A 12,066-nucleotide genomic window follows, 5' to 3' on the forward strand; every position below is an offset into this window, starting at 1 on the left:
CGAGAGCGCGGGTGTCCTGCACGACGGCACCTCCTCGTTGCGGACGATCCTGCCCAACCGGTTGACCGGCGGTGGGGGTTCCGGGGAGAACCAACTGACCGCCATCTCCGCGGGCGCCCACGCCACCGAGGCGCACCTGGCCGTGGCCGAGGAGATGTTCAAGCCGCTGGGCGCGACCGTCCGGGTTCCCGAGTCGCAGCAGGACGCGGTCACCGCGCTCTCCGGCTCCGGCCCGGCCTACTTCTACCTGCTGGTCGAGGCGATGATCGACGCGGGCATCCTGCTCGGCCTGCCGCGGCAGGTGGCGCACGAGCTGATCGTGCAGACCGCGATCGGCTCGGCCGTGATGCTGCGCGACTCGGGCGAGCACCCGGTGAAGCTGCGCGAGGCGGTCACCTCGCCCGCCGGCACCACCATCTCGGCCGTACGCGAGCTGGAGAAGCACGGCGTACGGGCGGCGCTGCTCGCCGCCCTCGAAGCGGCTCGGGACCGCGCCCGGGAGCTCGCCGGCCAGGCCGACTGAGCCCCCGGCGCGCCCTCAGTAGAGCAGGTGGGGGCGGCGGGCCCGTTCGAACGCGGCCAGCTCGTCGGCCCAGGCGCCGACCACGTCGTCCACGTCCGCCCCCGCGTCGATCATCGTGCGCAGCCGGGGTGAGCCGGTGAGCTTGTCGATCCAGTACGGCCGGGCGGTGTCCCAGGAGTCCTGCCGCCAGGCGAACGCCGGGTAGCGGTGCGCCTCCACCAGCATCGCGACAGCCGTCCGGATCGGGTCGTAGCCGGCCCGGTCGACCACCTTCACCTCGACGCCCGCGCAGAGCTTGTTGAGCAGCGCCGGCTTCTGCCCGGCCGAGGTCGGCGTGAAGTACGCCTCGCGGAACTCGACGCCGGGCAGGTCCCGGGCGTTGAGCCGGTCGCTCCAGTGGTAGTCGAAGTCGTCGGCCAGGCCGCCGATCAGCTCGAACGGCCGGCAGGTGCCCCGGCCCTCGGTGAGCGAGGCGACGCCCTCGAACAGGCCGGTGCCGGGGTAGACCAGCGCGGTGTCCGGGGTGGGCATGTTCGGGCTCGGCATCACCCAGGGCAGGTCGGTGTCGGCCGCCAGCGCGTCGCGCTTCCAGTGGCGGCACCGGACGACGTGCAGGTCGACGGGACCGCCGGCCTCGGCGGGGAGGAACCTCGCGTTGAAGAAGCGGGCCAGCTCGCCCACGGTCATCCCGTGCTGCTGGACGATCTCCTTGAGCCCCACGCCCGAGGTGTAGCCCGGCGTCATCATCGGGCCGCGGGCGCTTCCGCCGATGGGGTTCGGACGGTCCAGCACCACGTACCGCTTGCCGGTGCGGGCGGCGGCGGCCATCGAGGTGTACATGGTCCAGATGTAGGTGTAGAACCGGGCGCCGACGTCCTGGATGTCGAAGACGACGGTGTCGACCCCGGCCTCGGCGAACATGCTCTCCCACTTCGCCTGGGAGGCGCCGTACGCGTCGTACACGGTGATCCCGGTCCGGGCGTCGACGCCGGTGCCCTCGCTGCCGCCGGCCTGCGCGGAGCCACGGAAGCCGTGCTCGGGGCCGAACGCCGCGGCGATCCGTACCTCGCCCGAGTCGTGCATCAGGTCGACCAGGTGCCGGTACGCCGAGTCCACCCCGGTGGGGTTGGAGATCACGCCGACCCGTTGGTCGGCCAGCTCGGCGAAGCGGGACCGGACCAGCACGTCGAGGCCGGTCTGCACCCGGCGGATCCCGGGTGTCGCGAGGCCGGGCGAGCCGGGCGCCGCCGCGGCGACCACCCCCGCGGTCACCGCGCTCGCACCTGTCAGGAATCGTCTGCGCTCCACGGTCCACCTCCCGTCGGTTGCTCGAAACTTAGCTACACGTCGATGCCACGTCAAGGAAGGTTAGCTACAGCGGCGGCGCGGGTGGGAGCCGCGGGCGGGTGACCGGGACACCGGCGGAGCGCCATACTTGCCGGATGTTCACCCTCGCCCAGGCGCGGCAGCTGGTCGCCACCCTGCGCCCGCGTGTCGACGAGCTGATCCGGCTCCGCGCCGACCTGGCCGAACTCCACGCCGACCTGGCCGAGCAGGGCACCAGCCCGTTCGGCGGCCGGGCCGAGGCCAAGGCCCTGGAGGCCCGGCTGCACGCCGTCCTCGACGAGCTGCACCAGCACGGCATCCAGGTCAAGGGCATCGCCCCGGTGCTGCTCGACTTCGCCGGCGAGCGCAACGGCCGGCCGGTGCTCTGGTGCTGGTTGGAGGGGGATCCGGACATCCGCTGGTACCACCGCGTCGAGTGCGGCTTCGCCGGTCGCCGTCCGGTATGAGCGGCGGGGCGTTGCGCCACGCGGCGCGGGGCCTTCTGCCGTGGCCCGGCCGGGTCCTCGGTGTCGCCACCGCCGCCCTGCTGCTCACCCTGCCCGTACTGGACGCCACCCGCCGCACCGGCTGGCGGGCGGACCTGCGTACGGTCACCACCGCCTCGGTCGTGGTCGCCGCGGTCGGCGCGTTCCTGCTCGCGGCCCGCTACGGCGCTCGTCGTCCCGCCGACCGCCTTTCGGTGCGGCTCGCCGTGGGGCTGTCCGGAACCGGGCTGCTCGCCGCCGGTTACCTCGCGGCCGCACAGCTCTTCCACCGCCTCGTCGTACCGGTCGCGGTCGACGGTGCGCTGCACGCCCTGCCGTGGCGGGGCCTGACGCTCGCACTGCTGGCCGGGGCATTCGGTGTCGCCCTAGGCGCACTGTGGCGGCAACCAGCGGTCCTGGCGCTGCTGCTGGCAGTGCTGGCCCTCGCCGAGCTGTCGTCACGTTGGTCGGGTGTCCGGCTCGGGCCGTTCTCGGCCGCCCCGGCCTGGCTGTTCGGCGTCGGGCAGCCGCACGATGTGCCCGGCTGCGTGAGCGTGGTGCCCGCGGAGTGCGTGACGTGGACCTACCGGTACTGGCCGGCCGGACTGGTCCTGGCCGGCGGCGTACTGGTCGCGGTGCTGGCTGCCGCCGGGTCAGCCGCGCTCCGGCCGGGCGGGGTCGGCGGCCCGGTCGTGGCGACCGGCCTGGCCGTGGACGGCGGCCCCGGCGGGGACGGCGGCCCGGCCGGCCGCGCCGAGCACCAGGCGCACGACGCGGCCGGCGGTCCGGCAGCCGGTCGTGTCGTGCCAGGTCGGCGGTGGTACGCCTGCGCGGTCGGGCTCATCGTCGCCGGGCTGGCGCTGGCCCCGGTGGTGATCGGGACCGGCGCGCTGCACGCGACCGGCGACATCGCCGAGGGGATCGGTACCAGCGCCACCGTCGGGTCGGCGGCGGAGCTGCCCATGGCGGACGCCGGCCGGTTGGCCGTCTTCGCCGTCGGGCCGACGGAGGTCCGCGACTGCCACGCCGTGTCGTTGGACGGGACGAGGGTGGACCTCTCGCCGGTGCTCGGCACTGTGCGCTACGGCGACAGCGTCAGCTACCGCTGGGTGGGCACCTTTCGGGTGCCCACGCCCGGGCGGTGGACCGTCGCCTGCTCCGGCGAGCAAGGGGAGTACCTAGTTGCCGGCTCACCGCAGGTCGACGGTCTGGTGGGCCGGCTCGTGGAAGCACCACGCCCGGCCGGCTGGCTGCTGGGCGCGCTGCCCGGCCTGCTGGTCGGCGCGTACAGCGTCGTGGCCCGTCACCCCTGTGGACAGTGCCGCCGGTCGCGCGCGCAGGTCGGAGACGGGCGGCGGCGGTGACCGCGAGACGTCAACGGGCCGGCTCGGCGACCGCGAAGACCACCACGTTGTCGACGTAGTGGCGGCGCCGCCGGTCGAAGTCGCCGCCGCAGGTGATCAGGCGCAGCTCGGGACCGGGCGTCGGACCGTACACGGCGGCGGTGGGGAAGCGGTCCTTGCGGGTGCGCTGCGATCCGGTGACCCGGAACGGCAGCCACTGCCCGCCGCGCCGCACCTCGACGGTGTCGCCCGCGCGCAGTTCGTCGAGACGGGCGAAGACGGCCGGGCCACGACGCGAGTCCAGGTGCCCGGCGAGCACCGCCGGGCCGGGGTCGCCGGGTGCCGGGCCGTCGCCGTACCAGCCGGCGACGTCGAAGTCGGCCGGCGGCACCAGGGCGCGGTCACGGTCCAGGCCGAGCACCGTGAGCGGGGAGTCGACGCCGATGCGGGGTACGCGTACCCGGGTGGGCGTGCCGGATGGCGCGGGAGGGGCCGACCCGCACCCGCCCGCGCAGCCGGGCCGCCCGCCGCTGGGCGGTTGCCCGGTGGCGGCCGGCGGCGCGTCCCGCGCGGTGGGCGGTGGAGGAGGCCCGGTGGCGGCCCGGCCGACCCCGCTCCCGGCGGCCAGGCAGAGCGCCGCGCCGAACGCGACCAGCGCGGTCACCGGTGGCCGGGGCTGCCGGTGCCGGCGGACCGCCGGGCCGCGTGCGGGGCTCACCAGGTGGTGCGCCGCCGGCGGCGGACCAGCACCAGGCCGCCGACCAGCGCCAGGCCGGCCAGCCCGGCGGTGCCGGCCGGGTACGTCCAGCGCCCGGGGCCGGCGGTGCCACCGGCCCCGGTCTCCACCCCGCCGGCGGGGATCACCGTGCCGCCCTGCGCGTCGCGCCGCAGTTCGGTGGTGAGCCCGCCGTCCTTCGCGTCGAGTACGAGCAGCGAGTAGACGGTGCCGCCGGCCAGCCGGACCTCCGACTGGGTGGTCGGGCCGCCGCTGCCGGACAGTCGCAGCCGCCAGCGGCCCGGCTCGACGAGCTGGTAGTCGGTCGTCGTGGCGAACTGGACGCCGTCGGCGATGGTCGGACCGTCGGCGACGGCCACGTCGAGCACCGGCGCACGCACGGAGGCTTGTACGACGCGTACCTTGGCCCGGCCTCCCTCCGGCGCGCTGAGGTCGTCGTGCAACACGCGCAGCCCCAGGTCGGCATGGCGTCCCACCCCGGCCACCGTGTACGCCGCACCGCTGGCCACCGCGACCTCGGTGGTGAGCACGGGCGGATCGCTGGCCGGCTCGCCGGCCTCGCGCATCGCCACCGCGTACCGCCCGACGGGCAGCGGCAGGTAGTCGGAGACCACGCCGTAGCCCACGCCGGGGAAGACCTGCGGCTCCGCCCCGTCCGGGGCGGCCAGGTAGACGTCGACGCTGGGGGTGTCGGGGGAGAGGTGGGCGAGCCGGACGTAGCCGGGGCCGGCCGCACTCGCCGGCGCGGCCGTGGTGGTCAGGAACGCGACGCCGAGCAGGAGCGCTCCGGCTCCAGCGAGCAGGCGGCGTGGCGTGGCGCGGAGCAGGTGCATGTCGCCTCCGGGTGCGTCCGGTCAACGGGATGCGTCCGGGCGATAGCGTCCCGTCCACGGGACTGGGATGCAACCGTCACCAACGCGACACGCCGAGAACGGTCAATGCGTCTGCTTCGGTGCCGGCCCGGGGCCGTTGCCGTCGGATCGGCCGGCGCAGCGGCAGCGGTGCGCCGGAGGCGGCTGAGGACGCGGCGGGACCGGGCGGGCAGGCCCGGTCCCGTGCCTCGTCGGGCGGTGGTGCGCAGGCTCAGGCGGCGGAGTCGGCGGCCGCCAGCGCCTGCCGCACCTTCTCCGAGCCGGCCGGCGCCTCGTGCTCCCAGTCGGTCGGGTCGGCGGAGTAGATGACGCCGTACGCCGGGGTGCCGGGCTCGTAGCGCCGGCCCTCGGCGAGCGGTCCGGCGTCCACGGTGTCGTAGCCGATCCGGTCCAGGAAGGCGGTTGCCACGGCCTTCGCGTCCGCGTCGTCGCCGGCGATGGGCAGCGCGCTCCGGTCGGCCGTGCCGGCCGGCCGGGGCAGGGTCCGCAGGTGCCGGAAGTTGATGTTGTTGAAGACCTTGACCACGCGGGCCTGCGGGAGATGGCGCTGGAGCAGTTCGCTGCTGGTCGTCGCCTGGGAGTCCAGCTCCGCGATCTGCCCGTCACGCTGCGGGTAGTAGTTGTTGGTGTCCAGTACGACCTTGCCGGCCAGCGGCTCCGGCGGCACGGCGGTGTACGCCTTCAGCGGGACGCTCACCACCACGAGGTCACCGGCCTGCGCCGCCTCCAGCGCAGTGGCCGCCCGGGCCCGTGGGCCGAGCTCGTCGACCAGGTCGCGCAGGGTCTCCGGCCCGCGCGAGTTGCTGAGCACCACGTCGTAGCCGGCGTCCACTGCCAGCCGGGCCAGGGTTCCACCGATGTATCCGCTGCCAATGAGTCCCAAGGTCGTCATGTCTGGTGCCAACTCCGTCCACCGTGGTCCGAATTCCTCATCGGCCGGCAAGGGTGATCGTTCCCACCTCGGACACGGTACTGCCGGGCCTCGGTGGTGGCCGGCTGCGTCGCGGCCGGCCACCCGTCCGGGTATCCGGTCGGGGCTCAGGCCGGCCCGGGAAGCACCTTCTCGACCGCGGCGCGCAGCTCGGCGGAGTCGGGCGTCACCGTGGGCGCGAAGCGGGCGGCCACCGTGCCGTCCGGGGCGACCAGGAACTTCTCGAAGTTCCACCGCACGTCGCCGGTGTGACCGTCGGCGTCCGGGGTGTCGACCAGCGCGCTGTAGAGCGGGTGCCGGCCGGGCCCGTTGACCTCGACCTTCTCGGTGAGCGGGAAGGTGACGCCGTAGTTGACCTGGCAGAAGTCGTTGATCTCCTCGGCGGTGCCCGGCTCCTGCCCGCCGAACTGGTTGCACGGAACCCCGAGCACCGTGAGGCCGCGATCGGCGTACTCGTCGGCGAGGGCCTGGAGGCCGGCGTACTGCGGAGTCAGACCACAGCGTGAGGCGACGTTGACCACCAGGAGGGCACGTCCGCGGTACTGGGCGAGGTCGGCCGGGCCGCCGTTCAAGCTATCGATCGAAATGTCGAAAACCGTCATCGGTCGAGGCTATCGCCGCCCGTCCCCAGCGCGCCCGGCGGCGCTCCCGCGCCGCCGGGTGTCGTGTCGCCGCAGCCGGCGGTGCCACCTGGCGGCGCCGGCCGCGCTGTGGGTCCAGCGTCGTGGACCGGGTGTTTCGAGGACTGAAGAAATCGAAACATGTACATCTTGACTAAGTGATGACGCCGTGAGTAGCGTCTCACCAACATTTTGGAAAGTTTCCTTACTGTTGGGGAGCCGCCACATGAAGGGATCACTTCGCCGAACTCTCTGGGTCGGCGCCGTGGTTGCGCTGACCGCCACGTTCGCGCCGGTCGCCAGCGCGTTCGGAGCGGGAAGCGTGACCACCACGTTCACGAAGGTGCAGGACTGGGGGACCGGCCACGAGGCCAAGGTGACCATCACCAACGGCTCCGACGTATCGGTCAGCACCTGGCGCATCGAGTTCGATCTGCCGGCGGGCACGAGCATCAGCAGCTCCTGGGACGCCGACGTGACCCGCAGCGGCAACCACTACGTCGCGGTGAAGAAGAGCTGGGCCGGTCCGCTCGCGCCCGGCGCCTCCTTCAGCTGGGGTTACAACGGCAGCGGCCCGTACGCGGCCCCGCTGAACTGCACCGTCAACGGCGCCTCCTGCGGTGGCGGCAGCACCCCGCCGACGACCCCGCCGCCCACCACCCCGCCCCCGACCAACCCGCCGGACCCGGGTGGCAAGAAGATCGTGGGTTACTTCGCGGAGTGGGGCGTGTACGCCCGCAACTACCACGTGAAGAACATCCACACGAGCGGCTCGGCGTCGAAGCTGACCCACATCCTCTACGCCTTCGGCAACACCACCGGCGGCCGGTGCGCGATCGGTGACAGCTACGCCGACTACGAGAAGGCGTACACCGCCGCGGACAGCGTCGACGGCGTCGCGGACACCTGGGACCAGCCGCTGCGCGGCAGCTTCAACCAGCTGCGCAAGCTCAAGCAGATGTACCCGCACCTGAAGGTGATCTGGTCCTTCGGCGGTTGGACCTGGTCCGGCGGCTTCACCCAGGCCGCGCAGAACCCCACCGCGTTCGCCGAGAGCTGCTACAACCTCGTCGAGGACCCGCGCTGGGCGGACGTCTTCGACGGCATCGACGTCGACTGGGAGTACCCGAACGCCTGCGGGCTGAGCTGTGACAGCAGCGGCCCGAACGCGTTCAAGAACGTCGTCTCCGCGTTGCGCGCCAAGTTCGGCTCGAACGCCCTGGTCACCGCGGCGATCACCGCCGACGGCAGCAACGGCGGCAAGATCGACGCGACCGACTACGCCGGCGCCGCGCAGCACCTCAACTGGATCATGCCGATGACGTACGACTACTTCGGCGCCTTCAACCCGCAGGGCCCGACCGCCCCGCACTCGCCGCTGAACTCGTACCCCGGCATCCCGCAGCAGGGCTTCTGGTCGGACGCGGCGATCCAGAAGCTCAAGAGCAACGGCATCCCGGCGAACAAGCTGCTGCTCGGCATCGGCTTCTACGGCCGGGGCTGGAGCGGTGTCACCCAGGCGGCCCCCGGCGGCAGCGCCACCGGCGCCGCACCGGGCACCTACGAGGCGGGCATCGAGGACTACAAGGTCCTCAAGAACAGCTGCCCGGCCACCGGCACCGTCGGCGGCACGGCGTACGCCAAGTGCGGCAGCAACTGGTGGAGCTACGACACCCCCGCCACGATCAACGGAAAGATGACGTACGCGAACAACCAGGGCCTCGGTGGCGCGTTCTTCTGGGAGCTCTCCGGTGACACCGGCAACGGTGAGCTGATCGGCGCCATCAAGGGCGGTCTCGGCTGAGCCGTGGGCCGACGCACCACCCACCCGGCGGGGAGGGACGGCATCGTCCCTCCCCGCCCGGCGTGTCGCACCGGGTGTCGCGGGTGCCCCTGTCCACCCTCAAGGTCGATGTGACAGACTCGCCGCTCGGCATGGCTCGATGTGCCGCGGCGGAGGGGAGGGGTTGATGGGTGTGACGCACCGGAGACTGGCGGGTGCCGCCCTCGCGCTCGCGATCCTGCCGACCGCTCTCGCGGGCTGCGGCCTCGGTGGGGAGACCGAGGAGCCGCCGAAGCCCGACCAGGCGCCCGCGGACGAGGCCGACGCCAAGTCCCGTGAACGGGTGCAGGCCTACCTCGACGCGATGGTCGCCAAGGACGTGGACGCCGGGCGCAGCCAGCTCTGCGCGGTGATGCACGACGCGTTCGACGCGGCGGCCACCGGCCCGAACGGCGACTTCGCGGACCACTTCAAGGTGCCGTCGGCAGCCATCACCGACATCCGGTCCGGCCCCCGGGGCCAGCAGGTTGACGTCTCCGTCACGGTCGCCGTCGGTTCGCGCAAGGTCGTCCGGCCGTTGATGTTCACCGTCACGCGGGACGGGGCCGACTGGTGCATCTCCGGAGAGGCGCCCGGCACCGCCACCCCCAGCCCGTCCGGTACGCCCGCGTCCTGATCCGCGTCGATCCCCTGCCGTCGGAGATCTCCCAGTTGCCGGAAACGATGCCCCTCGACGACCGGCCCGCGCCGCGGTCGCCGTACGCTTTCTGTCATGCGCCATGAGTGGCATCAGCTGAGCCATCCCGCGGTGGGCGGCCCCGGGCTGCAGACCAGCCGTCCGACCGTCGACTCCGCGGAGGACGCGGCGCTCGGCCTGGACCGTTGGCGCGACCTGCCCCGCCAGCAGGTCCCGCCGTGGTCGGACCCGGCGAAGGTGGCCGAGGTGTGCAAGGTGCTCGACACCGTGCCGTCGGTGGTCGCCCCCTACGAGGTCGACCAGCTCCGGCAGCGGCTCGCGCTGGTGTGCGAGGGCAAGGCGTTCCTGCTCCAGGGCGGCGACTGCGCCGAGACGTTCGCCGACAACACCGAGAACCACCTGCTGGCCAATGCCCGCACGCTGCTCCAGATGGCGATCGTGCTGACCTACGGCGCCTCCCTGCCGGTGGTCAAGGTCGCCCGGGTGGCCGGGCAGTACACCAAGCCCCGGTCGCTGCCGACCGACGCGCGCGGGCTGCCCGCGTACCGCGGCGACATGATCAATTCGCTGGAGGCCGCGCCGGAGGCCCGGGCCGCCGACCCGCAGCGCATGATCCGGGCGTACGCGAACTCGGCCGCAGCCATGAACATGCTCCGGGCGTACCTGGCCGGCGGGCTGGCCGACCTGCACGCGGTGCACGACTGGAACAAGGACTTCGTCAAGCAGTCCCCGGCCGGCGAGCGCTACGAGGCGATCGCCCGGGAAATCGACCGCGCCATCGCCTTCATCCGGGCCTGCGGGATGACCGACGAGGAAGCGCTGCGCACCGTCACGCTCTACTGCTCCCACGAGGCGCTCGCCCTGGAGTACGACCGGGCGTTGACCCGGGTCTCCGGCAGCCGGGCGTACGGGCTCTCCGGGCACTTCCTCTGGATCGGGGAGCGCACCCGCCAGCTCGACGGCGCACACATCGACTTCATCTCCCGCATCGCCAACCCGATCGGGGTCAAGCTCGGCCCGACCACCACGCCGGACGAGGCGATCGAACTCTGCGAGAAGCTCAACCCGGACAACATCCCGGGCCGGCTCACCCTCATCAGCCGGATGGGCAACCACCTGGTACGCGACGCGCTGCCGCCCATCGTGGCGAAGGTCACCGCGGCCGGCGCGAAGGTGGTCTGGCAGTGCGACCCGATGCACGGCAACACGCACGAGTCGTCCAACGGTTACAAGACCCGGCACTTCGACCGCATCGTGGACGAGGTGCTCGGTTACTTCGAGGTCCACCGGAACCTGGAGACCCACCCCGGTGGCCTGCACGTGGAACTGACCGGTGAGGACGTCACCGAGTGTCTCGGCGGCGCCCAGGGCATCGAGGATCTCGACCTGCCCGGCCGGTACGAAACGGCCTGCGACCCGCGGCTGAACACCCAGCAGTCGTTGGAGCTGGCCTTCCTGGTAGCGGAGATGCTGCGTGGCTGAGGCGAGGAGTGAGCCTGCGAGCCTCGCAGCCGCAGCCGAAGAGACTGTGGCTGCGGCGAGCCGTGGACTTGCGAGCCCCGCAGCCGGCAGCCGAAAGGACAACTGTGGCTGACAGCCTGATCGACCTGCGTTCGGACACCGTCACCCGGCCCACCCCCGGGATGCGGGAGGCCATGGCCACCGCCGAGGTCGGTGACGACGTCTACGGCGAGGACCCCACCGTCACCGCCCTCGAGGCCGAGGTCGCCGCGCTCTTCGGGCACGAGGCGGCGCTCTTCGCCCCGAGCGGCTCGATGGCCAACCAGATCGCCCTTCAGCTGGTGGTGCCACCCGCCAACGAGCTGCTTTGCGACGCGGACGCCCACGTGGTCACCTACGAGATCGGCGCCGCGGCAGCGTACGGCGGGATCTCGTCGCGGACCTGGCCGGCGGTCGGCGCGGACATCGACCCGGACGTGGTCGCCGCCATGATCCGGCCGGACGGCTACTTCGCGGTCCCGACCCGGGCGATCGCCGTGGAGCAGACCCACAACCGGGGCGGCGGCGGGGTGATCCCGCTGGCCACCCTGCGTGAGCTGCGACGCGTGGCCGACGACGCGCAGCTCGCGCTGCACTGTGACGGCGCCCGGATCTGGCACGCCCACGTCGCCGACGGGGTGCCGCTGATCGAGTACGGCCGGGTCTTCGACACCATGTCGGTCTGCCTCTCCAAGGGCCTCGGCGCGCCGGTCGGGTCGCTGGTCGTCGGCAGCGCCGAGAAGATCGAGCGGGCGCGGCTCATCCGCAAGCGGATGGGAGGCGGCATGCGGCAGGTCGGCATCCTGGCCGCGGCCGGCCGGTACGCGCTGGCACACCACGTCGAGCGGCTCGCCGAGGACCACGCGAAGGCCGCCCGCCTCGCCGAGGCGATCGCACCGTTCGGTGTGCTCGCCACTGCGGCGCGCACCAACATCGTGCCGCTGGACCTGTCCAAGTCGCCCCTCGACGCCCACGCGCTGGCCGCCGCCGCGCGGGAGGCAGGGCTGCTGATCTCGGTGCTCGGCCCGCGTACCGCCCGGCTGGTCACCCACATGGATGTCGACGACGCCGGTATCGACCGGGCCGTGAACATCCTCACCAGCATCCTCCGCCGCTAACCCACCCCCACCCACCCTGCCCACCCCCCACCCACCCCACCCCCTAATGGGAGGTGTCGGGTCGGTCGGGAGGCAGACTCGATGTCCGGTAGCTGCGGGCGAGTGAGCACTCGCACCCCCTGGACCGGTGAG

12 protein-coding genes are annotated in these 12,066 nt (G+C 73.0%); 7 read left to right on the forward strand and 5 right to left on the reverse strand.

All coding sequences use genetic code 11. The features are described 5' to 3' along the window. A partial coding sequence (locus ABZS42_RS31290; protein WP_355151475.1) for a pyrroline-5-carboxylate reductase dimerization domain-containing protein occupies positions 1–523 on the forward strand: 523 nt, incomplete at its 5' end. A gap of 15 nt (positions 524–538) precedes the next feature. Here ABZS42_RS31290 and ABZS42_RS31295 read toward each other — a convergent pair. Then, positions 539–1,831, reverse strand: coding sequence for a DUF1343 domain-containing protein (locus tag ABZS42_RS31295; protein WP_355151477.1), 1,293 nt, complete (start codon positions 1,829–1,831; stop codon positions 539–541). A gap of 134 nt (positions 1,832–1,965) precedes the next feature. On the opposite strand from ABZS42_RS31295, the gene ABZS42_RS31300 reads away from it, so the two are divergent. Both ABZS42_RS31300 and ABZS42_RS31305 read left to right on the forward strand, forming a co-directional pair. Further along, positions 1,966–2,316 carry a DUF2203 domain-containing protein gene (locus tag ABZS42_RS31300; protein WP_355151479.1) on the forward strand — a complete coding sequence of 117 codons (351 nt, stop codon included), beginning with the start codon at positions 1,966–1,968 and terminating at the stop codon, positions 2,314–2,316. Next, a complete protein-coding gene (locus ABZS42_RS31305) occupies positions 2,313–3,698 on the forward strand; it encodes a hypothetical protein (RefSeq protein WP_355151481.1) in 1,386 nt (461 codons plus the stop codon). Before ABZS42_RS31300 ends, ABZS42_RS31305 begins: the two co-directional genes overlap by 4 nt. 10 nt (positions 3,699–3,708) lie before the next feature. Here ABZS42_RS31305 and ABZS42_RS31310 read toward each other — a convergent pair whose 3' ends face one another. The 4 genes from ABZS42_RS31310 to ABZS42_RS31325 all read right to left on the reverse strand — a co-directional run bounded on the left by ABZS42_RS31310 (position 3,709) and on the right by ABZS42_RS31325 (position 6,818). Further along, positions 3,709–4,395 (reverse strand): class F sortase, encoded by a 687-nt coding sequence (locus tag ABZS42_RS31310; protein ID WP_355151483.1) that lies wholly within the window; start codon positions 4,393–4,395, stop codon positions 3,709–3,711. Next, positions 4,392–5,246, reverse strand: a complete 855-nt coding sequence (locus ABZS42_RS31315; protein ID WP_355151485.1) for a DUF4397 domain-containing protein — start codon at positions 5,244–5,246, stop codon at positions 4,392–4,394. Before ABZS42_RS31315 ends, ABZS42_RS31310 begins: the two co-directional genes overlap by 4 nt. Positions 5,247–5,496: 250 nt before the next feature. Continuing rightward, a complete protein-coding gene (locus ABZS42_RS31320) occupies positions 5,497–6,177 on the reverse strand; it encodes an NADPH-dependent F420 reductase (protein ID WP_355151487.1) in 681 nt (226 codons plus the stop codon). A gap of 146 nt (positions 6,178–6,323) precedes the next feature. Further along, positions 6,324–6,818: a glutathione peroxidase gene (locus tag ABZS42_RS31325; RefSeq protein ID WP_355151489.1), complete on the reverse strand. Its 495-nt coding sequence runs from the start codon at positions 6,816–6,818 to the stop codon at positions 6,324–6,326. Positions 6,819–7,062: 244 nt separating this feature from the next. On the opposite strand from ABZS42_RS31325, the gene ABZS42_RS31330 reads away from it, so the two are divergent. From ABZS42_RS31330 to ABZS42_RS31345, 4 genes are all read left to right on the forward strand, one after another. Continuing rightward, the gene (locus tag ABZS42_RS31330) at positions 7,063–8,640 is read left to right on the forward strand and encodes a glycosyl hydrolase family 18 protein (RefSeq protein ID WP_355151491.1); all 1,578 of its coding nucleotides are present in this window, start codon (positions 7,063–7,065) and stop codon (positions 8,638–8,640) included. A 166-nt stretch (positions 8,641–8,806) separates the two neighbouring features. Then, the gene (locus ABZS42_RS31335) at positions 8,807–9,295 is read left to right on the forward strand and encodes a hypothetical protein (RefSeq protein WP_355151493.1); all 489 of its coding nucleotides are present in this window, start codon (positions 8,807–8,809) and stop codon (positions 9,293–9,295) included. A gap of 96 nt (positions 9,296–9,391) precedes the next feature. Continuing rightward, positions 9,392–10,798, forward strand: coding sequence for a class II 3-deoxy-7-phosphoheptulonate synthase (locus tag ABZS42_RS31340; RefSeq protein WP_355151495.1), 1,407 nt, complete (start codon positions 9,392–9,394; stop codon positions 10,796–10,798). A 104-nt stretch (positions 10,799–10,902) separates the two neighbouring features. Next, entirely contained in the window at positions 10,903–11,934 is a 1,032-nt protein-coding gene (locus ABZS42_RS31345) for a GntG family PLP-dependent aldolase (protein ID WP_355151497.1), read from the forward strand. Positions 11,935–12,066 lie beyond the last annotated feature (132 nt).

The organism is Micromonospora sp. NPDC005367 (genome assembly GCF_040606825.1).
Taxonomy (GTDB): domain Bacteria; phylum Actinomycetota; class Actinomycetes; order Mycobacteriales; family Micromonosporaceae; genus Micromonospora.